Origin of the sequence: Micromonospora sp. S4605, assembly GCF_003176715.1 — a bacterium.
Classification (GTDB): Bacteria; Actinomycetota; Actinomycetes; order Mycobacteriales; family Micromonosporaceae; genus Micromonospora; species Micromonospora echinaurantiaca.
The window spans coordinates 29,007-50,188 of sequence record NZ_QGSW01000215.1 but is presented as its reverse complement, the minus strand read 5'-3'; the positions used below and the strand labels follow the sequence as shown (position 1 = coordinate 50,188).

Here is a 21,182-nt window from a genome sequence, read left to right as displayed (position 1 = left end):
TCGGGTCAGCGGGCGGGGGTGGCCGATTCCGCGGAATCCGCGCCGGTCGGGCGGGTGATGACGACGGTGGTGTGCCGGGGAGCGGCGGCCTGGAAGGGTCCGCGGGCAAAGGCGGGCACGGCCAGCAGCGACCACACGGCCGCGGTGACGGCCACCGCGAGTTCGCGGTTGTCGGCCGGGCTGGCGGACCACACCATCGCCGCGGTGCTCACGCCGTGCAGGCACCAGCCGATGCGGGCGCCCCGGGCGCCGAAGCTGGCGGCGGTGAGCAGCACCACGCCGGTGATGAGCCAGCCCCACCGAAGCTGCTCGGCGGTGGCGGGCAGGCCTGCGGCGTGGCTGTCGAGGTAGGCGTGCACCGGGGCGGTGATGGTGCGGGTGATCGGGCCGGTGGCCACCCAGTTGGCGGCGGCGTGCCCGGCGTCGCCGGCGATCTCGCCGCCGGCGTCGAGGGCGGCGAGGATGCCGGTGAGCAGCTTCCACAGCAGCCACAGCGCTCCGGCGGCGAGGGCCGCCGCGACGGTGAGGACGCCGGCGACAAACCAGGTGTCGGACCTGGTGACCCACGCCGGCATCCGGCGGCGGGTGGTCGGGGTGGGGGAGGTGTCGGCGGGGGAGTCGATGCCGGCGTCGAACTGCGGGTCCACGAGGTTCTCCTTCGCGGTCGGTCGGGGAGGTCGGTCGGGGTAGGCGGGTCGGTGGGTTCAGGCGTCGATGTCGGCAAGGGCCTTGTCGAGCTGGTCGGCGGTGACGAGCACGGTGGGGGTTCCGTCGGGGCCGGCGGGGCCGAGGACGTCGGTCTCAGTCATGCGGTCGAGCAGCCAGGTGGCCTGCTCGGTGGTGACGTTCAGGCGGCGGGCGAGCATCGCCGGGGTGGGGATGCCGGTGGTGACCACGAGGGCGACGGCTTGGCGCAGCAGCTCGTCGACGGCGATGTCGGCGGCGTCGGTGGCGGGCTGGTCGCCGGCGAGGGCGTAGTGGCCGTGGCGGGCCTTGACGACATCGCCGCGGGCCATGAGTTCCGACAGGGCCTTGATGACGCCGCTGTCGGACAGGCCGGTGGCGGTGACGATGTCGCCCTTGCGGGTGGTGCCGGCCTTGATGGCCTGGAAGACGTCTCGCGCGGCGGGGGTCAGCCCGGCCGGCTCCGCGACCGTGGCCGGCGCGGGCACCGCAGCGGCCGGGGTGCCGGCGGCGGGGGCTTGCAGGTTGAGGGCACCGGGGAACGCGACGACCTTGCCGTAGCCGGCGGCCTGCCCGGCGTCGACCGGCGTCGTCTTGGGGTTGGCGAACTCGACGGCGTCGATGCGGCCGGCGATGAGGTCGTCGAGCTGGCCGCTCAGTTCGGCGCGGGCGGCCTCGACGGCGACGTTGCGCTCCGCGTACGGGGTGCCCAGCGCGCGCAGGGCGACCGGGTCGCCGTCGAGGGGCGCGTCGGGGTGGCGGGCGAGCCACCAGTGGGAGGTGCCCTCGCGGGGGTTGGCGCCGGCGTGCACGTCCTCGAGTTCGTCGTCGGTGAGCTCGTCGAGGTAGTACGACCGGAAGGGGGCGGTGCGCTCGGTGGTGCCGATCGCGGCGACGGTGTAGCCGTAGCCGGGCAGGTCGGGCAGCAGCGTCGGGTCGAAGTCGAGCTTGAGGACGCTGGCGGTCTGGGTGTTGGTGGTGCGCAGCACCACGGTGTTGCCCCGGCGGACTGCGTTGCGCAGCGCGTTGCTGCCGCCGAAGGTGGGCAGGTCGCCCTCCTGCGAGGCCAGGACGAGGGCGATGCCGAGCTTGCGGCCGACCCGGCCGATGCGCTCGCAGATGGCGGTGGCCTCGTCGCCGTGGACCTCGTCGCCGAGGATCATGTGGCACTCGTCGATCACCGCGACCACACCCGGGCGGGTCGGGCGCGGGGTGAAGCCGGAGCGGCCCTTGGCGGAGTTCTCGATGCCGCGCCAGTAGACGAGGCGGTCCAGGCCACGCAGCATGGCCATGATCTGCTCGTTGCCGCGGGCGGCCCAGGTGGCGTTGCTGGCCAGGGCGTCCGACGACGTGCCGCCTTGGGGGTCACCGTAGAAGGTGGTGACCAGCCCGGAGGCGCGCATGGAGCACAGCAGCGCCTCCAGCAGCCGGGACTTGCCCGAGCCGATGCCGCCGACGACCACGCCACCCCAGATGGAGTTGTGGCTGAACAGCTTCCACGGGGCCAGGCCCTCGCCGTCGGCGTAGGGGCCGAGGAACACGGTGCCGATGCCGGTGGCCGGGTCGTAGGCCAGCTGCGGGCCCCGGTAGGGCTGCGAGATCTTGATGGGGGACTTGCGGACCACGGTCAGCGCGACGCGCGAGGCGTCACCGGAGTCGTGGCGCTCCAGGACGATGTCCTCCTGGGCGACGTGCAGGCCGGAGGCGATCAGCGTCAGCGCGGACATCGCGGTGGCGATCGACTGGCGGCCGGCGCGCAGCTGCACGTTGTAGCGCTCCTTGGTGGCGCTGATCTCCGGATCGGTCAGGTACGACTCGGGCAGCGGGCCGCCCCTGGAGGCGACGTTGGCCGCCCACAGGGCGGGCACGCTGTCCAGGTCGAACGCCGGGGTCGGGGCGGTGGCCGGGGTGACGTTGGGGATGCGGTGCTCCCGCCACCAGGGAAGGGCCAGGCCGTAGCCGATGCCGGCCAGGGCGGCGGTCATGGTCCAGTCGACGCCGTTGCCGGCGGCGACGGTCAGCCAGGTCACGGCGGCGGCCAGGCACGTGTAGAGCCAGGTGCGGACCCGGCGGGTACGGCCGCGGCGCAGCACCATGGCGACGATGACGGCGGCCAGGCCGGCGGTGCCGGCGGTCGCGGCGGCCACGGCTTCGGCGTCGCCGGTGAGCCACACCGCGGCGCGGGCCAGCCACGCGGCGGACCACATGGCCACGAGGACTTTGTGCGGGGCGGTCTGGCGGCGCAGGCGGTAGCGCATCCGGTCGCGGCGGCGGGCCTCGACGTCGGCGCGGATCTGCTCGACGGTGCGCCCCATCGGCGCGGGTGCCGGGGGTGCGGTCATGGCCTCGACGGCGGTCAGGCCGGGCTTGGTGTGGACCATCGTGGACACTCCGGTTCTCGACGGGGCCTTGCGGGGGTTGCGGTGGGTCGCCGCCGCCCGGCCGGGCAGGTGCCCGGCCGGGCGGCCGGCAGGGTTACTCCTTGGTCATCCAGTCCTTGTCACCGGCGTCCTTGTTGGCCTGGTACGCCTCGCCGACGGCGTCGTGCTTGGCCAGGACGGAGTGCGCGGCCCGCAGCTCGGCGGCCATCGCGGTGGCCGACTCCTGCGCCTTGGCCAGGTGGCCGAGCGCCGGGCCACCGACCTTCCCGGCGGTCATCGAGGCGATGGTCTGCTCCAGGCTGGTGACCGCCGCGGTGGCGGCCTTGGCCATCGCGTCGGCGTAGTTCTTCGCGGACGCGTGCCCGCTGACCTCGGGGGTGTTGGAAACGGCCATCGGTGACTCCTCCTTGCTGGTGGGGGCCGCCGGCCCGGTCGGGCTGGCGGGGTTGGGCACGGAGGGGCGGGCGAACATCGCCGCCAGTTCCTCCGGGGTCGGCGTCGGGATCGACGCCGGGTCCTTGACGGCCGTGGCCGTGCCGGCCGGGGCCGGCTGTGCCTCGGCCGGACCGGCCACCGGGGCGGGGCCGGGGGTGGAGCGGTGGAGCTGGGTGCGCTGCTCGGCGGCGGCGGCGAGGGCGGCGTCGCGGGCGGCGACCTGCTCGGCGCGGGCCGCCTCGTACGCGGCACGTTCGTCGTCGACCCGGTCGGCGCGCTTGGTGTTGGCGTTGGACCACGCATCCGCCCAGGAGTCGAACAGGTAGCGGCGCAGCGGACCGCGGCTCCAGAAGCCGGTGGCCTTCGGACGCGGCTTGCCGGTGCGCTTCTCCCGGGCGGTCCACCGCTTGTCCCAGAACTCACGGCGCGGGCTGTTCTGGCCCTTCGAGGCGTGCATGACGTCCTCGACTGCGTTCTTGAGCACCCACACCAGGGCGATGACGAGCAGCAGTGGCAGGAACACGTCCATCACCACGCCGTCACGAGCGCGCTGGCCACGTCGGCGGCGCCCTCACCGACGGCGTTCATCGCGCCGTCGCCGGCGCCGGCCCACACCCCGCCGGCGACGGCCAGCAGCGTGGGAAAGGACAGGGCCAGCCAGGGCAGCGCCTTGGACGCCTTGGATGACTTGGTCGGCCACAGGTCGTGGCACAGCCAGAGGAACACGCCGAAGGCGATCGCACCGGGGACCGCCAAGCCGAAAGCCTTCGCGGTTCCGGCGGACGCGCCGCTGCCAATCAGCTCGCCGCCCTTACGCATGAAGTCGCCAGCCCAGCCGGCCGCGCCGGCGATGCCGCCGCCTGCGATGAGCATCAGCCAGCCGGTGAGCTTCGGGGTCTTCTTGCGCTTCCACTGGACCAGGCCAGCGACCAGGCAGAACACGGCGAGGGTGATCGCGGCCGACTTCAGCTCGGTCGAGTTGTCGTCCTTGGGTGCCGCCGCGGCCAAGAGGGTGAGAGTGGACATCAAGTGCCTCCCTTCGAGGCAGGTAGGTGGAACAGGGAATTCCGTGGAATGCGAGCGGGAGTGCTACAGCCAGCCGGGCCAGGGCAGCAAGGCACCGGGCGGGGTGTGGGCCAGCAGCCCGTACAGGACGGTGACGGTGGCGAGCCGGCCGGGGCGCTGCACGATCCAGGCCGCGTAGTACAGGACCGTGGACGCGGCGACCGCGAGCCACGAGTAGCCGATCCCGAGTGCGCGCACCGGCCCGATGCCCGCGCTGGTCCACTCGCCGGTGCGGGCGTAGGCGATCAGCTCCAGCAGCGTCGCCGGCGGATCCGCGACCACCGACGGGGGCCGCCAGTACTCCGCCAGACGCGCCTTGAGGCCGTCCCAGACCCCCGGCGAACCCGCCGGCTCGTGACCTTGCGTGAGTACGGTTTCCGGGGCTACCCTCGCGCGCGCACCCGCGCGCGCTGCGCTATTGGTCGCCTCGGCGGCCGGTCCTGCGGAGTGCGGAGTGGGGAGTGCGGTTTCACGCTCCGTCACGGGTACGGGCGAGGGACGACGCCGGGCCGGCGTGGCCTGCTCGCTGGTCGTGGTGCTCATGCCGATGCCTCCTTCAGCAGTTGCTCGGCGAGGTTCTTGAGCTGGTCGACGGTGTGGGCGGCGACCTGGTCGGCCCGCGCGGCGGGCAGCTCGGCCAGGGCGCTGGCCAGGAACGACGCGGCGGCGGACACCTTCTGACCAGGGGTTTTCGCGGCGGCGATCCGGATGCCGAACGCGGCCCGCTTGCGCTGCGGCCGGGACTCCGAACGCTTCGGCGCCGCCGGCAGCTCACCGACCACCGACCGGGCCGCGTCCCGCACGCGGCGCCGGCCGTCCCGGCTCTGACCTGCGGAAACACCGACGATTCGTTCGGCGGCGCGGGTCTTGCGATAGCCCGCCATCACACCTCCTAGTTGATCTTGTGGGGGAGAGGAGTTGTTGATCTTGCGGGTGGCCCGGCCGGAGCAGCCGGGCCACCCGGTCATGCGGTGAGTTCGAGGACCTGGCCGACGATTTCCGCCGGCACCGTGTTGAGGACCTTGCGGATGGTGCGGTCGGAAATCCCGGTGATCGCCGCCAGTTCGGTCTGCTTCGCGTCCGGGTTTTCCGCCCGAGCGATGAGGACCAGCGCGACCGTTTCCGGTCGGACCTTGTCCACCTCGGGCAGGTTGTCCGGCAACTGCGCCGGAACAGCGGCCAGGGATTTCCGGGCGGCGGGCCGCACGATTTCCGGCTGCCGACCGGAACTGGTTTCCGCCTTCTCCTGCGCCCTGGCGAGGGCTCGGCGGGTGCGCTCCAGCTCGTTGACGAGACCGTCGCGGGCGTCCTTGATCGCCTGCGCCTCCTGCTCCGCGAGGGCCCGAGCGGTGGACTGGCGCTCGGCGAAACGCTGTGCCTCGTCGAGCTGCGCGCGCAGTGCCCGGACCGTCTCGTCCAGCTCGCTGGCCCGGTCCTGGGCGGCCTGGGCGGTGTAGCGGGCCTCGGCCAGAGCCTGCTGGTAGTCGCGTTCGGCCTGCTCAGCGGCCTCGGTCAGAATCCGCACCTGCTCGCCTGCGGTCTGCTCCGCGAGCGTCCGGGCGGCGGCGGCCCGGTCAGCGGCGTCGCGGGCCTCGGCGAGCCGACCCTCGGCCAGGCGGGCCGCCTCGACCGCGGCGCCAGCTCGCTGCTCGGCGACCCGGACGGCCTCCCGGGCCTCAGAGGCGGCCTGGGCGTGGGCGGCGATTTCCGCCTCCGTGGCGGCCTCGATTTCCGCCCGCTTCTCCGCCTGCGCCTGTGCGGCCATTTCCGCTTCGGCCGCGCGGGTTTCCGCCTCGATGCGGGCGGCGGCTTCCGCCTCGGCTCGCGCCGTTTCCGCCCGCGCCGACCTTTCCGCTTCCGCCTGCGCCGCCCGCGCGGCGGCGGTTTCCGCCCGCGCCGCCCGGACCTCTTCCGCCCGCCGGGCCGCCTCCTCCGCCGCCGCGATCTCCTTTCCGGTGCGGCCGGTGAGGATCTTGACCCTGACGACCACGATCGGGGCGATGCAGGCGACCGCGACCACCAGGCCCCACGGCGTCTCCTCGCCCTCGGTGATGTAGACGGGGAGAAGGTGCACCGCGATCTGGCAGAAGATCATCAGCAGCATGCCGATGACCATGTCCTTCCACCTGCGACGGTGGAACGCGGTGATCACGTACACGTCGATCATCACCGGGAACATCCAGGCGATCCACGGCGAGAAGTGCGCCAGCACCGCCAGGTCGAACTCACCCTTGGCCGTGAGGATCACCGCGGCCACCATCGCGATCCACGGACCCCACGACACGGCGGCGAGCTTCTCCTTCACTGCGGGCCTCCCGCCGTCGCCAGAGCCCCGTGGATCGTCTGCGCCGGTGCGGGAACCCGCTCGTCGGCGATCAGGGCCTGCCCGGTGCCGAGCAGCTCCCGGGCGATCTCGTCCTCGGCGCACGACTGGTGGCACGCCGCGCCCTTGGCGTCGCGCATCTTCGTGGCGGTATCGCAGACCCGGCAGGGCAGCGACTTGTCGCGGTCGTAGTGGCCCGGACCGGTCCAGTCCAGGTGCACCCGCACCACCAGCAGCGCGGCCATCAGCACACCTCCCCGCGCGCCTGCCGCGCCGCCCGCACCCGGGCGAGCAGCTCCAGGCCGTACGGGTCGAGGTCGGCCTCGTCGATGTCGACAGCCAAGGGGTGCCGGCGGTCGTCGATCCACCGCGCGAGGCGGCCACCGCCGACTACGGCCGCGACCAGGCCGAGCACGACGGCCGGGGAGTACAGCAGGGCCTGCGGCACCTGGTCGGCGTACTCGGTGAGGGTTCTGCCGGCGAGCGCTGCGGCTGGGGCACCGGCGACCGCCGTACCGGCGACCGCGAGGGTCACCCGCGACCGGGCAGCCGGCGGAACCGGCTGGCGCGCGGCCTGCCGGCGCTCCCGCTCCGCGTCGACCAGGTGGCGCAGCTCGCCAGCGAGCCGGCCGGGCAGGGCCGCGACCGTCACCGCGCGGCGCTCCAGCTCCACGTCCGTCACGTCCCGCAGGCCGGCCTTGTACTGGTCCAGCAACGCGGTCATGTCCAGGGTGGTCGTCATGCCGGCCCCCCCCAGCGCGTTGGTCAGGGCGTTCAGCTCCCGCAGCCGCAGCAGCGGGCGCTGCTCGACCTCGGGCAGCGCGGTGAGCACGTCGTGCTCGACCAGGCCGTCACCGCCACGGGCCTTGGCCTCGTACGCGGCGGCGTCGGCCGCCGCCATGGCCCGAGCCCGGTCCTCACCGGCGGTCGCGTGGATCGCGCCGACGCTGGCCGTCACCGTCACCGTGACGCCGGCGGCTACCTCGATCGGCGCGGCCAGGGCCTGGATGACCTCCGCGCCGAGGTAGTGCGCCAGCGGCGCCGGCGACGGGCACGCGAGTACGAACTCGTCACCACCGATCCGGGCGACCACCGCGCCGTCGATCCCGTCCAGGCGGGCGCGCAGGCGGCGGGCGATCTCCACCAGCAGCCGGTCGCCGGCGGCGTGGCCATGGGTGTCGTTGACCGGCTTGAACTTGTCCAGGTCGACCAGGACCAGGTCGTAGGACTCGCCATCCAGGTCATCCAGCGCCCGGGCCAGGCCAGCCCGGTTCGCCAGGCCGGTCAGCGGATCGGTGGTCGCGTCCCGGCGGGCCTGCGCCAGCCGGGATCGCTGCGACCGGGCCATCTGCGCGGCCCACACGTGTCCGGCCAGCGACAGCGCCGCAGCGGCCGGGAGCAGCATCTTCAGCGCCTTCACCGGGTCACCTCCGACCCGGTCGCTGCCGCCCACGCCTGGACGACATTCCGCGGAATTCGGCCACGCTCGCGCACGGCGTAGCCGTTGGCCTGGGCCCACTGGCGGATCGCGGCGCGGTGCGCGGCGGCCTCCGGTCCGGTCCCCATCTTCTGCCGCAGCGCGGCGAGCTCGGCGGTGAGCCTGGCCTCCTTCTCGGCCAGCTCACGGCGACGAGCCTCGGCGGCCTGCTCGGCCTCCACCCGGCTGGTCAACTCCTGAACCAGGCTCGTGATCTTGTCAGCGAGCTGCCTGGTACGGCTGGCCTCGCTGCCCTTGGCCAGGGCCAGCAACTGCTCCAGCGACTGAGAGGCCGGGCGAGCCGGGATCTCCTGCGCGGTGTCGGCCGGCATGGGAACGGTCGGAGCCGTTGTGGTGCCGGGACCGGTGATGACCTTGATGCCCATCGGCATCCCCAGGGCCGGAGCGGCCGGGGTGCCCTTCGAGGCGCGCAGCAGCGCGGCCCGGTCGGTGCCGTTGGACGGGGTGATCGTCGGGGTGCTCATGCCGGCATCACCACCCCGACGGGCAGCAGACCACGCAGGGCCCGAAGGGCCTTGTGCTGGATGGCCTTGATCGCCGCCGGGGTCTTGCCCATCGCCTGGGCGGTCTCGTCGATCGACAGCTCCCGCAGGTACCGCAGCACGATGCACTGCCGCTGCGGCGCGCTGAGCTGGTCGACCCCGGCGATCAGGGCGGCGCGAGTCAGCCGCTCCACGGTCACCTGCTCAGGGCTTGCCACCCGATCCGGCTCGGCCCGGTCGCGGACCTCGGCCATCGGCACCTCGAAGCGGTTCCGGTGCAACGTCTGGTGGTTGATGATCAGGTTCCGGGCGATGTTGGTGATCCAGGCGCCGAAGTCCCCGCCCGGGCGGCGGAAGGCGTCGAGGTTCCGCAGCGCCCGCAGGAACGCCTCCGAGGTCAAGTCCTCGGCAGTCTGGCGGTCGCGCACCCGGCGCGACACGAAACCGAACACCTGGTCGACGTACCGGTCGTAGACCAGACCGAACGCCTCCGCGTCCCCGGCCTGCGCCCGCGCCACCAGCGCCGACACCTCGCCGGCCGTCGATCGCGAAGGAGCCTGCGCCGGATCGGCCGGGGCAGGGCTTACCCTCATTGCTGGCATCTGAGCCTCCTTGGGGTGGGATGCCGCAGGGCGTCGACGGGCCGCAATCCCGTCGACGCCCCCTGTGTTTTAGGCCCCTTTTCGCGCTTGTTTAGGGGGGTGGACTTAGGACACCACAGCCTTTACCTTCGGTCAAGCCCCCTTAATCAAGTCGTCTTGATAGCCCCCTAAACCGACCGTTGCTTGGCGGCCCGGCTGACCAACTACGCTCTTGTTAGCCCCCTCACCCGGAGTGGAGTACGCCGTGCCCGAACCAGAGGAAGCGGCGGCAGCGCAAGATCCGCTTGAGCGCGCCCGCCAGATCAACGCCCTCATCGATGACCACCAGCTGGCCATCGCCGACCTGTCGCGCGAACGGCGCGAGCTCTTCGAGGGGCTTCTGCACAACGGAATGACCCAGCTGCAGATCGCTGAGGCGCTGGGGATGTCTCGCTCGCGCGTCTCTCAGCTCCTGTCCGCCGGCGTACGGCCCGAACGGGCACTCCTTGGAACGGGGCGGCTGACTGTCGCGATCGGCGGCAAGCACGAGACGGGCCGGGCGGACGGGCAGCCGTTGGCGGTGCTTTCCGCCGAAGCTCTAGCCGCATACGACCGCATTGCCGAGTTGGCCAGGTCTGTCGGCCTCAGCGCGGATCACGAAATCGTGCCGCCGCCTGGCATGGTCAAGCTGAACCGGCCGAACTTGATCGTCCTCACCAGCCCGCGGCTGCTGCCTTTCGTCGGCCAGGTCCTGGAGTCTGACGAGCACCTTGGGTTCGCTGTTGACGAGCGCGGTTGGTACCTGGTCGACAAGAATGCGGGCAAGGAGTATCGATCACCCAGCGACAGCGGCGAGCCCGCGGACTACGCCTACATCGGCCGGCTCCCACGTCCCGACGGCAAGGGAACGTTCTTGTACCTCGCTGGTATTCATGGCCCCGGAACAGCGGGAGCGGCGCACTACCTGGAGGGCCATCTGTCCGAGATTTACCGCGAGGTCCGCGGGCGACGATGGTCAGCACTAGTCACCTGCAACTTCGACCCGGCTACACGACAAATCGTCACCAGCGACTTACTCACGCCGATCTATCGGCATGAAGGTGCATGACCGTATGCGGGTGCTAGCCACCAGCGATCCCGGCAGCAATGACCGTGCGAACGAAGACTGGTTCCACGCTGACGAAAACCTGCTGGCCGTTCTGGATGGCGCCACCGCTCGTACTGATACAGGTTGCCTTCACGGAGTGACCTGGTACGCCCACCGGCTGGGCGAGAACACCGTTGAGCTGGCGCGTGATCGATCCACGCCCCTGTCGAAAGTGCTTGCTGATGCAATCAGCCGGGTTGCCGGTGAGCATCGCAGCACATGCGATCTAGGGCACCCGGGTACGCCATCGGCCGGTATTGGCTTGGTGCGTTTTCGGCCCGGCGGACTCGATTACCTGGTCCTCGGAGACGTCTCGCTGGTGATCGATCAAGCCGACCGGTTGATTGTGGTCACCGACGACCGAGTGAGCCACACGGCTACTGAAGAGCGGGCGAAAGCGGACCGATATCCGATCGGTTCACCAGACAAGGCCGCCGCTTTGCTCGCCATGAAGCACGCCGAGTTGGCTGCTCGAAACATGCCCGGCGGGTACTGGATCGCCGAGGCTGATCCGGCGGCCGCGCAACATGCCCTGACCGGCTCTGCCCCCGTCGATGATCGAACGAAGGTGGCGATCCTTAGCGATGGCGCTGCTCGCGCTGTCACTCTCGGGCTACTCGACTGGCCTGGTGCTATGGCCCTTCTGCGCTCCGAAGGGCCGCAAGGGCTGATCGCCCGCGTCCGGCAGGCTGAGGCTAACGACCCGCACGGGACTCGTTGGCGACGCAACAAGCGCTCCGACGACGCGACCGCCGTCTACGTCGATGGCCTCGATTCAGTTGCAGGCTGACGTGGCCCCTAATGGCACGGTGTGGCTATTCCGGCATGTAGATGACGGGTAGGTCCCCGTCGCCGTACCGGTTCTCTCGGGTGAGGATTGAGGCGTCGTGCTCGAAGCTGGCCATGATCGTGGTAGCCAGGTCGGCGCGGCCGATGTAGCCGCGCCAGTAGGCCAGCTCGTGCCAGGTGTGACCGTCGGTAGACAGCACTAGACAGGCGTCGAGAGCCAGGAGCCGGTGGAGGGTGGCGCGGTCTTTCGGGTCATCGATGGCGGCCAGGGCTTCGGCGGCGGTGACGGCGGTGACGCCGAAGCGGTTGCGGTCGGCGATGACCTCGTGCAGCGGTTCGGCGACGTGGACGGAGCCGGCGACGTAGGCGAGCAGTGCGGACCGGTCCAACAGCAGCCGCACCGGTCGATCGTCGGTGCTCACGCGGCCGGCTGGTCGAGTGCGCCGGCGATCTCCTCCTGCATGTGCTGGCGGATCCGCTCGCGGACGGCTTGGCGGCGCTCGGCTGGCCATTCGGCTTCGACGGCGGCGCGGCGGGCGCGGGCGGCGGCTACGCCTTGCTCGGTGATCTGGATGCCGGCGTGGGCCAGCTCGGCGTCGAGGGCGTCCAGGCGCATCCGGTCGCGGACGGCCTGGGTGATGTAGGCACTGGCGTTGGGCTCCTGCTCCAGCCGCTCGGCGACGTCAGGGGGGACGGAGATCGACAGTTTCCTCACTGGCCTGGTCATACCCAGGAGGATACGCCAGTAGCACCCAGGCGGTCAGTGGCGAGGGCTGCCGGTGAGGTGCTGCGCGGCGGCGAAGATCGCGTCGGGGATGTGGTAGCCGATCCCGGCGGGGTGCTGGGCCAGGCGGCGGGCGGCGGCGCGAAGGATGACGGCTGGGCCGAACGTGCCGGTGGTGAACGGGCAGGTCGGGTCGCACGGGTCGCCGGGGCCTGCGGTTCCGCAGCCGATGCACTCGTTGTTGTGGTCGAACTCGGCGGGCGGGATGGCGTGCCGCTGGGCGGCCTCGTACTCGCGGATCAGGGTGTCGAGCACGTCGCGGACGTCGGGAGCCTTCCCGTTGGCCGTGCGGCAGTCCGCCGCGTACCGAGCCAGGTCCCACATGTCGAACCACTGCGTGCCGGCCGGAGTGAAGGTCACGTTGCGGTTGATGTACCCGATGAGGTGCTCACCGAGCATCAGCCGGCCCGGGTGCCGCCCGCTCCGGGAACGGGCCGCACGTCGGTGACACGCAGCTTGGTGTGGGGGACGACGAGGCCAGTGTGGGGCAGGGTGACCGGCTCGCTCGTCAGGCCCGCGTTGATCAGCTCGATGGGCCGTGGCTGGGTCCGCAGGCAGGTGCCGCAGTCGATGGGCTCCGTCACGGCCTCACCCGCGCGGACGTTGTCGCCGCTGCCGCTGGCTCCGCACCATGCGGCGACGTAGCGGGGGCTGCCGTCAGGGCCGGTGATGCTGCTCAGGCTGCCCAGGTGTACGGCCTTGCCGCGGCCGACGCGGGCGGGGGCGAGCTGGACGGGGCGGCTGGGGATCATGGTGGTTCTCCTTCTGCGCGCCCACCCGCGCACCGTGAGGCACGGGTGGGTTTTGCGCGGCCGATTGGCGTGGTGGCGGCCCGTCCGCCACGCTTTTCGGCGCCGTCACGGCCCCCGAGGCTCGCGGTCAAGGGGCGTAGAGCAAAAGATCTTGGCGTTCCTCAGCCAAGATCTTTTGCGTCCCCTTGACCGGGAGTGGGGCCGTGGCAAGCTGAGGCCGCGCCTCAGCCAGAGCAGGCGCGTAGCGCCTTCCTTATCGCCGGCTTGCCGGCAGCCTTTCAGCCCGTAGGGCTGTCGGAAACCCGCGAGCCCGGATGCGGCAAATGGGGTGTCGGCTCAGGTCGTGGCCCGGATCTCCCTCGACGCTTCGTGCCGGGCCTGACTACCGTGGGCGGGGAGTCGATCACTACGGGGGCACGATGACCGACGAATCCGCGCAGCCTGAGCCACTGCGGACTGTGGACAGCACGATCGCGGGCTTGCAGGACCAGATCGACCAGCTCACGTCCACGTTGGAGTACCACCAGCGGCTGTTCGAGCGGCTGCGTGCCCAGGGAGTGCTGGCAGCGGGTGAGCCCGACGACGAGCGGGCGTCATGACCACGCCCGGGCAGCCCGGCGACCTGGTCGCGGCTGAGACCGCCGAGCGCGTCGACGCGGCCCGTGATCGGGCGGCGGCGTTGGCGCTGCGGGCGGCGTCGCTGCACGCCCAGGTCACGCCGCACCCCTCCGCGGACCCTCTCGTGAGTTCAGCGGAGCGGGAGCGGCTGCTGGCGGCGCAGGAGGTGGCGGCCCGCTTCTACTGGGCGCAGCTTGACGGGCCGGACGGCGCTGGGCCACGCCGGTGGCTGGCCGGGCAGGGAGTGCCGGTCGACGGTCGGTGGGTGCTCGGATACGCGCCGGGCCGCCCGACGGCGCTGGTCAACGAGCTGCGCCGGGCTGGCTTCACCGACACCGAGATCCTGGCCTCGGGGCTGGCCTCGACGGGCCGGGGTGGGCTGCTGGTCGACCGGTTCCAGGACCGTGTGATGGTCGGGGTGCGTGAGCACCGGGCGCCGCACGCGGTGGTGAGCTTTGTCGGCTACGCCCCGCCGGGTGCCGACGAGTCGGTGCCGCCGGTGCTGCACGGCCCGGCCACCGCGATCCACCGGCCGGCTGACGTGCTGGTCGGACTCGCCGAGCAGCCGGACCGGGCCGGCCGGCCAGTGGTCGTGGCCGCCACAGCGTTGGAGGCGATCGCCCGGTCCGCGGCGGCCGGAGAGGACGTCCCGGTGGTCGTCGCGCCGTGCGGGCCGACGCTGACACCGGGCCAGGTCGCCGTGCTGACCGAGCAGACCGACGTCGCCGCGGGCGTGACGGTGGCCATCGGCGCCGGAGACGCCGGCCGACGTGCGGCGGAGCGGGCGTATCACCTGCTCGCCCCTGCCGTGCAGGCTCACCCGACGGCCGGCGGGGCGCTGCGGGCGGTCGGCCCCCGGCCGCAGGACCGCGTACGGCCGTTGCTGGAGGCCGTGGTCACCGCCCGGGTGGACTGGGCGACGCGCACCTACCAGACCCCCGCCGGCCGGGCCGGCGTCGCCCGGTCGGCGCGGTCGATGCTGCGCTACCAGGTCGGCGCGAGCGGGGTGGACATCGCCGCGTTGGAGGCGTACGTCGCCCAGCGCCTGGACCCGGTTCCCGGCCCCGAGGTCCAGCCGGCACCGCCCGTGGTCGACGTGCCGGCTCCCGCGCCTGCCGTCCTGGGCGGCGCGGCCACGGCGCACGCGCCGCCGGTGGTCGACGCGGATGGGGCGGCGACCGCCGCCCCGTCCGTCGACCGTGACCAGGACGGCCCGGCCGATGCGGAGGAGACGGATGAACCACTACGGGGCGCAGGCCCAGCGGCACTGGCAGACGTACCTGCCCCAGCGGTACGCAACCATCGAGGACCCGAACAGCTTCTTCTCGACTTTGGGGGAGCAGGCGGCTCAGCAGATCGAGCAGCGGACGCGGGAGCTGGCCGGTCCGGATCAGCCGGGCGAGGGGTACCTCGGCAAGCTGGGCCGGCTGAACGCGGCGAAGCAGATGGCGGAGGAGGAGATCCTCCCCGAGCTGATCCTGATCGACCCGGAGATCGACAGCCCGACGGACGAGACGTCGAGCGCGCCGACGACGGCGGACCCGGCGTGGACGCCGCTGGTGGAGGACCCGACCGACCCGTGGTGGCAACGGGTCGCGGAGGAAGAGGACGACGAGGACGATCCGGCGACGCCGGCCCGGTAGCCGCCCCGGCCGATGACGCCGGCGCGACCGAGCCCAGCGAGACCGGGCCGGCCACCGCGGTGGCGCAGCCCGATGCCGTGGAATCCGACGCCGCGGTGGTTGATGCCGCGGAATCGTTCCGGCCGGGCGGCCAGCAGGATCTCGCGCCCGCCGGCGAGATGGCCAAGCTCCGCGCGAACCTGGCGGCGCTGCGGACCCTGCGGGCGGTGCAGGCCGCCGGGCGGCCGGCCACCGTCCAGGAGCAGGCCGTGCTGGCGCGGTGGGCGAGCTGGGGTGCGGTGCCCGGGGTGTTCGAGTCGCGTACCAACCACCCCGATTACGCCCGGTTCGCCGAGCAGCGCGCCGAGCTGCGGGACCTGCTGTCGCCGGCGGAGTACGCCGCAGCGGAGTTGACCACCCTCAACGCCCACTACACCGACGCGGCCTACGTCCAGGCGATCTGGAGCGCGGTGCGGGAGCTGGGCTTCGACGGCGGGATGGTGCTGGAACCGGGCTGCGGGTCGGGCAACTTCATGGGCCTGGCCCCGCCCTCCGCGCGGATGGTCGGGGTGGAGCTGGACCCGGTGACCGCTGGCATCGCTGCGGCCCTGTACCCGCACGCGGAGATCCGCGCGGAGAGCTTCGCCGACACCCGGGCTCCGTCCGGCGCGTTCGACCTGACGGTGGGCAACGTGCCCTTCGCGAACGTGCGACTGACCGACCGGCGGCACAACGCCGGCCGGCACGCGCTGCACAACCACTTCATCATCAAGTCGCTGCACCTGACCCGGCCCGGCGGGCTGGTCGCGGTGCTGACGTCCCGCTTCACGATGGACGCGGCGAACCCGGCTGCCCGGCGGGAGATGGCGGCGCTGGCTGACCTGGTCGCGGCGGTGCGCCTTCCGTCCGGGGCGCACCAGGTCGCCGCCGGCACGCAGGCCATCACCGATCTGCTGATCCTGCGGCGCCGCGAGCCGGGCCGGGAGCCCGGGCCCGTTGCCTGGGAGCAGACCCGCCTTCTGGACCTGGACATAGCCGCTGAGCAGGCCGACCAGGTCAACGAATACTTCGCTGACCGGCCGGAGCGGGTGCTCGGCGAGATGACGCTCGGGCGGGGCATGAACCGCGACGGCGAGCTGATCGTGCGGTCGACCGGCGACACCGGCGAGGCCCTGGCGCGGGTGCTGCGCGACGTCGTCGACGAGGCCCGCCGTGAGGGCCTGACCATGACGCCGCGCGTCGACGGCGACCGGCCGGCCGAGCCGGTGGCGGTGCTCGCGTCGACCGACCGCGCCGAGGGGCACATCGAGGCCCTGGATGATGGCACCTTCTCCACCGTCGCTGACGGTCAGGTGGTGCCGCACGAGGTGCCCGCGACGCAGGCTGATGAGCTGCGGGCGCTGCTCGGGCTGCGGGACACCGTGACCGCGCTGCTGTCGGCGGAGGCGGCCACCGTTGACGACGGCGACGAGCACGGCGGCGCGGCCGCGCAGGGGTCACCGGCGGCGCTGCGCGCCGAGCTGAACGAGCGGTACGACGCCTACGTGGCCGTCTACGGGCCGCTCAACCGCTACACCCTGCGCCGCACCGGCCGCACCGATCCGGAGACGGGCGAGCCGAAGATGGCCCGGATCAACCCGCCGATGGGCCGCTTCCGGCAGACCGACCCGCACGCCGCCACCGTGTTCGCCCTCGAGCACTTCGACGACACCACCCAGACCGCGACCAAGGCCGACATCTTCGCCCGCCGGGTGATCCTGCCCCGGGCCCCGCAGCTCGGCGCGGACACCCCGGCCGACGCCCTCGCGATCTGCGTGGACAACCACGGCGAGGTGCGGCTGCCCGAGGTGGCCCGGCTGCTCGGGGTCAGCGAGCCGGAGGCCCGCGCCGCGCTCGGCGACTTGGTCTACGACGAGCCCGGCACGGGCCGGCTCGTGGAGGCCCCGGAGTACCTGTCGGGCAACGTGCGCGTCAAGCTGCGCGCCGCCCAGGCCGCCGCCGAGACGGACCCGCGCTTCGAGACCAACGTGCGCGCCCTGCAACGCGTCGTGCCCCGCGACCTCGGGCCAGGGGAGATCGACGCCGCGTTCGGCGCCCCGTTCCTGCCCGCCCCCATCGTGGAGCAGTTCCTGCAGGAGACGCTGCGTGACCCGGGGCTGCGGGTGGAGCACGTCGGCGGATCCGACTGGCGGGTCCGCGGCTCCCGCACCGGCGTGCTCGCGCGCTCGACCTGGGGCACGCCGGGCATGGCCGCGCCGGACCTGGCGCAGCGGCTGCTGACCAAGACCCCGATCCGGGTCTTCGTGGAAGTGGAGGAGGGCAAACGCGCCCTCGACGTCGAAGCCACCGCCGCCGCACAGGCCAAGGCAATCGAGCTGGAGGAACGGTTCAGCGCGTGGGTATGGGAGGACCCGGACCGCGCCGAGCAGGTCGCCACCACCTACAACGAGATGTTCAACGCCACCGTGCCGCGCAGCTACGTCGGGGTGACCCGGTCACTGCCCGGCATCGCGGTGGGCTTCACGCCGCGCCCGCACCAGGTGGAGGCGGTCGCTCGCATCGTCGCCGAGCCGGCGGTCGGGCTGTTCCACGCCGTCGGCGCGGGCAAGACCGCGGTGATGGCAATCTCCGCGATGGAGCAGCGCCGCCTCGGCCTGGTCAACAAGCCAGCCATCGTGGTGCCCAACCACATGCTGGAGCAGTTCACCCGCGAGTTCCTACAGATCTACCCCCGAGCCCGGCTGCTGGCCGCCGGCCGCGACGACATGAGCACCGACCGGCGCCGCCGGTTCGTCGCCCGCTGCGCCACCGGCGACTGGGACGCGATCATAATGGCCGCCAGCTTCTTCGAGCGGCTGTCGCTGTCCCCGGAAGAGCAGCGCCGCTTCCTCGACGAGGAGCTGCAGGAGCTGCGCGACAAGATCGTCCGCGCCGGTGAGCAGGCCATCGCCAACGGCGAGGACGCCAAGCGCTCCAGCAGCGTCAAGCGCCTGCAGAAGGCGTTGCTGCGCAAGGAAGAGCGGATAAAGGAGAAGCTCGACAGGGTCAAGGACCCCGGGGTCACGTTCGAGCAGACCGGCATCGACTTCATCTACCGTGACGAGCTGCACGAGCTGAAGAACGACACCATCACCAGCTCCATCCCCGACGCCGGCAACGACGGCTCCGACCGGGCCGTGGACTTCCGGATGAAGCTGTCCTACCTGCGCCGCCAACGCGGCATGCGCGTGGTGTGCGGGGCCACCGCCACCCCGATCGCCAACAGCGTCCGGGAGCTGTACGTGGCGACCCGGCAGCTCCGCCCGGACCTGTTGGAGGCAACCGGCACCACCGACTTCGACACCTGGGCGGCCACCTTCGCCAAGGTCGTCACCGCCATCGAGGTGTCCCCGACCGGGCAGGGCTTCCAGATGCGCGCCCGGCTGGCCAAGTACGCCAACGTGCCCGAGCTGTCGCTGATGATGCGCACCTACGGCGACGTCCGCACCCCCGAGGACCTGGCCCTGCCCACACCCCTGCTGACCCGCCGCGAGGACGGCGAACGCGCCCCGCACATCGTCACCCTCGACCCGTCACCCGAGCTGGAGGAGTTCATCTCCGGCCTCGACGAGCGAGTCGAGCGGATCCGCAACCGCCAGGTCGACCCCAGCGTCGACAACATGCTCAAGGTCAGCGGTGAGGCCCGCGCCGCATCCCTGGACCTGCGCCTCATCGGGGAACAACAGAACACCCCCAGCAAGATCCACGCCGCCGCCGAACGGATCGCGGCGATCTGGCGCGACACCCGCGACACCGTCTACCTGGTCAACTCCGACGCCGAGACGCCAGTCGAGCACCCCACCCCGGGTGCGTTGCAGATCGTCTTCTGCGACCAGTCCACCCCGAACCCTGAGCGCTGGAACGTCTACGACGCCCTGGCCGACCTGCTCGTCGAGCGGGGAATGCCCCGGGAGAAGATCCGCTACATCCACGAGGCCGACACCGACGCCAAGAAGGCCAGCCTGTTCGCCGCCTGCCGCTCCGGCGACGTGGCCGTGCTCATCGGCTCGACGGCCAAGATGGGCGTCGGCACCAACGTCCAGGCCCGCGCGGTCGCGCTGCACCACCTCGACTGCCCGTGGCGGCCAGCCGACGTCACCCAGCGCGAGGGCCGCATCCTGCGCCAGGGCAACCAGAACCCCGAGGTCAGCATCTACCGCTACGTCGTCGCCGGATCCTTCGACGCCTTCTCCTGGCAGACCGTGGCGCGCAAGGGCACCTTCATTGACCAGATCATGCGCGGCACCTCCGCCCGGGAGATCGAGGACGTCAGCGACGAAACCCTGCAAGCGCACCAGATCAAGGCCATCGCCACCGGCAACCCGCTGCTGATGGACCGCGAGCAGGTCGCCCAGGACCTCACCCGCCTGGAGCGTGCCGACCGGACCCACCACAACACCCAGGCGGCGCTGCGCCGGCAGGTCGGCGAGCTGAAGGCGTGGATCGTCAAGGACACCCGCCGCGTCGAGCTGCTCGACGACGTCATCGCCCGGCGCCAGGACACCCGCGGCGAGAAGTTCGCCATGACGGTGGCCGGTCACCGGTTCACCAAGCGCGCCGAGGCCGGCCGGGCGCTGCAACACGCTCTGACCGCCAGCGCGCAGGGCGTCGCCTCCACCGACCGGCGCGAGGTCGCCGGCGTCGCCCAGCTCGGCGGCTTCGCCGTCGACGCGGTGTTCTGGTCCGGCCGCGACGGGATGCTCGTCGCGCTGCGATTCGATGGAATCCCCGACTCCTCCACCACCATCGGCCTCACCTCTGCTCTGGAGGGCGACCCGACCGGCCTCGTCCGCCGCCTAGAGAACCAGCTCGCCGACCTGGACAGCACCCGGGCCACGGTACAGGCCCGCATCGCCGGTCAGCAGGAGGAGATCGCCCGGGCCACCGAGCAGCTCGACCAGCCGTTCCCACGCCGCGACGAACTGCTCGACACCCGTCGCCGGCTCCGCGCGATTAACGCGGTCATCGACCTGATGGCCGACACCACCCCACCACCGTCGGCCGCCCCGCCCGCCGTACCTGTCACGGTCGACAACTGGATGCCGACGGACCTGTGCGACAGCCTGACCCCCGACGAACAGGCATGGCTGGAACGGCGCGTGCAGCACGTCGCCGGCGGCGGCGCCGTGCAAGACTCGGCCCGCACCAGCGACCTGGCTGCCTTCTCTGCCCCGTTCGACAAGGCGCTCACCCACGCCCTCGCGGACCCCGGCAACACGGAGATGGCCGTCGCGGTGATGCTCAAGTGCGACGACCCGGCCTGGCGCCGCGCCCTCTACAGCGCCGCCGAGCGGGCGGTGCACCAGGCAGTCCGTGACGCCCCGCCTCCACCCTCCCTATCAGCGACGCCGACCGCGACGCCCACGGTCGCGGCCGGGCAGCACCAACCAGCGGACCCACTGACACCTGCCGAGATCGTCGCCGCCACCACCCCCGAGGACCGGGCGCTGCTGGACGCCTGCAGCAAGCAGGCGTTCCGCGCCGACGATGTCCAAGCGGCCATTCACGCCCACGATCAGGTCGCGTTCGCCACCGCGTACGGCACCGCGATGACTACAGCAATCAGCGAGGTCGACGACCCGGCGGCCGTGGTACGCCTCGCCGAGCTACACGGTGACGAGTCGTTCCGCACCGGCCTGACCAACTTGGTCTGGGACAACCTCGCGCCGCTCCTTCGATCCGAGCGCCAAGCCGTGCCCGCCTCGGCGGTCGACTCGGCCTCGGTCGCCGCCAAGGCGTTCCTCCCCGTTCCTCGCGCGGCGTCGACGAGCGGCCCGGCCGCCGCGCCTGTCTCACCGGCCCCGACCAGCACCTACCGCGCCGCCGACCACGACCACGCCCGCTGATCCGCCAGACGATTGCCGGCTCCATTGACGCTCTTGGCCCCGATGCCGGAATAAACGATCACACCCTCGGCGCTCCTAGACTGAACGACCGTCGATAGCTGCCGCCGCCAGGCGGATCATGAGCGCACCCGGACCA

General features: G+C 72.2%; 19 protein-coding genes and 1 pseudogene. 5 read left to right on the top strand and 15 right to left on the bottom strand.

Annotation, left to right across the window (positions count from 1 at the left end):
* Nucleotides 1-5 precede the first annotated feature (5 nt).
* The 11 genes from DLJ47_RS18115 to DLJ47_RS18060 all read right to left on the bottom strand — a co-directional run bounded on the left by DLJ47_RS18115 (nucleotide 6) and on the right by DLJ47_RS18060 (nucleotide 9,470).
* Entirely contained in the window at nucleotides 6-647 is a 642-nt protein-coding gene (locus DLJ47_RS18115; RefSeq protein ID WP_109901134.1) for a hypothetical protein, read from the bottom strand.
* Nucleotides 648-704: 57 nt separating this feature from the next.
* Nucleotides 705-3,065 (bottom strand): hypothetical protein, encoded by a 2,361-nt coding sequence (locus DLJ47_RS35795; protein WP_158289835.1) that lies wholly within the window; start codon nucleotides 3,063-3,065, stop codon nucleotides 705-707.
* A 94-nt stretch (nucleotides 3,066-3,159) separates the two neighbouring features.
* Nucleotides 3,160-4,023, bottom strand: a complete 864-nt coding sequence (locus DLJ47_RS18105; RefSeq protein WP_146228122.1) for a hypothetical protein — start codon at nucleotides 4,021-4,023, stop codon at nucleotides 3,160-3,162.
* A gap of 5 nt (nucleotides 4,024-4,028) precedes the next feature.
* A complete protein-coding gene (locus tag DLJ47_RS18100; RefSeq protein WP_109901132.1) occupies nucleotides 4,029-4,526 on the bottom strand; it encodes a hypothetical protein in 498 nt (165 codons plus the stop codon).
* A gap of 63 nt (nucleotides 4,527-4,589) precedes the next feature.
* Nucleotides 4,590-5,108: a hypothetical protein gene (locus DLJ47_RS35400; protein ID WP_146228121.1), complete on the bottom strand. Its 519-nt coding sequence runs from the start codon at nucleotides 5,106-5,108 to the stop codon at nucleotides 4,590-4,592.
* Nucleotides 5,105-5,449 (bottom strand): hypothetical protein, encoded by a 345-nt coding sequence (locus DLJ47_RS18090; RefSeq protein WP_146228120.1) that lies wholly within the window; start codon nucleotides 5,447-5,449, stop codon nucleotides 5,105-5,107. The genes DLJ47_RS35400 and DLJ47_RS18090 overlap by 4 nt, the downstream gene beginning before the upstream one ends.
* An 80-nt stretch (nucleotides 5,450-5,529) precedes the next feature.
* Nucleotides 5,530-6,825 carry a hypothetical protein gene (locus DLJ47_RS18085; RefSeq protein ID WP_109901156.1) on the bottom strand — a complete coding sequence of 432 codons (1,296 nt, stop codon included), beginning with the start codon at nucleotides 6,823-6,825 and terminating at the stop codon, nucleotides 5,530-5,532.
* 41 nt (nucleotides 6,826-6,866) lie between these two features.
* Entirely contained in the window at nucleotides 6,867-7,133 is a 267-nt protein-coding gene (locus DLJ47_RS18080) for a hypothetical protein (protein ID WP_109901154.1), read from the bottom strand.
* Entirely contained in the window at nucleotides 7,133-8,308 is a 1,176-nt protein-coding gene (locus tag DLJ47_RS37765) for a GGDEF domain-containing protein (protein ID WP_342447637.1), read from the bottom strand. The genes DLJ47_RS18080 and DLJ47_RS37765 overlap by 1 nt, the downstream gene beginning before the upstream one ends.
* Complete coding sequence (locus DLJ47_RS18065; protein WP_109901129.1) at nucleotides 8,305-8,850, bottom strand: Lsr2 family DNA-binding protein; 546 nt, start codon at nucleotides 8,848-8,850, stop codon at nucleotides 8,305-8,307. The genes DLJ47_RS37765 and DLJ47_RS18065 overlap by 4 nt, the downstream gene beginning before the upstream one ends.
* On the bottom strand, nucleotides 8,847-9,470 hold the full coding sequence (locus tag DLJ47_RS18060; protein ID WP_233257880.1) for a sigma-70 family RNA polymerase sigma factor: 624 nt from the start codon (nucleotides 9,468-9,470) through the stop codon (nucleotides 8,847-8,849). The genes DLJ47_RS18065 and DLJ47_RS18060 overlap by 4 nt, the downstream gene beginning before the upstream one ends.
* Nucleotides 9,471-9,714: 244 nt before the next feature.
* Between DLJ47_RS18060 and DLJ47_RS18055 the strand changes: the two genes are divergently transcribed.
* The gene (locus tag DLJ47_RS18055) at nucleotides 9,715-10,557 is read left to right on the top strand and encodes a sigma factor-like helix-turn-helix DNA-binding protein (RefSeq protein WP_233257879.1); all 843 of its coding nucleotides are present in this window, start codon (nucleotides 9,715-9,717) and stop codon (nucleotides 10,555-10,557) included.
* Nucleotides 10,544-11,386, top strand: a complete 843-nt coding sequence (locus DLJ47_RS18050; RefSeq protein WP_233257878.1) for a protein phosphatase 2C domain-containing protein — start codon at nucleotides 10,544-10,546, stop codon at nucleotides 11,384-11,386. The genes DLJ47_RS18055 and DLJ47_RS18050 overlap by 14 nt, the downstream gene beginning before the upstream one ends.
* A 25-nt stretch (nucleotides 11,387-11,411) precedes the next feature.
* Here the strand turns inward: DLJ47_RS18050 and DLJ47_RS18045 are convergent, their stop codons facing one another.
* From DLJ47_RS18045 to DLJ47_RS18030, 4 genes are read right to left on the bottom strand one after another with little or no spacing between them, the layout of a single operon-like run.
* A complete protein-coding gene (locus tag DLJ47_RS18045; RefSeq protein ID WP_446723576.1) occupies nucleotides 11,412-11,786 on the bottom strand; it encodes a hypothetical protein in 375 nt (124 codons plus the stop codon).
* Between the two features lie 17 nt (nucleotides 11,787-11,803).
* Nucleotides 11,804-12,112, bottom strand: a complete 309-nt coding sequence (locus DLJ47_RS18040; RefSeq protein WP_109901125.1) for a hypothetical protein — start codon at nucleotides 12,110-12,112, stop codon at nucleotides 11,804-11,806.
* 33 nt (nucleotides 12,113-12,145) lie between these two features.
* Nucleotides 12,146-12,568 carry a hypothetical protein gene (locus DLJ47_RS18035; protein ID WP_109901124.1) on the bottom strand — a complete coding sequence of 141 codons (423 nt, stop codon included), beginning with the start codon at nucleotides 12,566-12,568 and terminating at the stop codon, nucleotides 12,146-12,148.
* Complete coding sequence (locus tag DLJ47_RS18030) at nucleotides 12,568-12,921, bottom strand: hypothetical protein (RefSeq protein WP_233257877.1); 354 nt, start codon at nucleotides 12,919-12,921, stop codon at nucleotides 12,568-12,570. The genes DLJ47_RS18035 and DLJ47_RS18030 overlap by 1 nt, the downstream gene beginning before the upstream one ends.
* A gap of 595 nt (nucleotides 12,922-13,516) precedes the next feature.
* Between DLJ47_RS18030 and DLJ47_RS37900 the strand changes: the two are divergent.
* From DLJ47_RS37900 to DLJ47_RS18010, 3 genes and pseudogenes are all read left to right on the top strand, one after another.
* Nucleotides 13,517-13,993, top strand: a pseudogene (locus DLJ47_RS37900) (hypothetical protein); the annotation flags it as partial.
* Nucleotides 13,994-14,774: 781 nt separating this feature from the next.
* Nucleotides 14,775-15,182, top strand: a complete 408-nt coding sequence (locus DLJ47_RS18015) for a hypothetical protein (RefSeq protein WP_109901152.1) — start codon at nucleotides 14,775-14,777, stop codon at nucleotides 15,180-15,182.
* A 77-nt stretch (nucleotides 15,183-15,259) separates the two neighbouring features.
* Complete coding sequence (locus DLJ47_RS18010; protein WP_233257876.1) at nucleotides 15,260-21,046, top strand: helicase-related protein; 5,787 nt, start codon at nucleotides 15,260-15,262, stop codon at nucleotides 21,044-21,046.
* Nucleotides 21,047-21,182 lie beyond the last annotated feature (136 nt).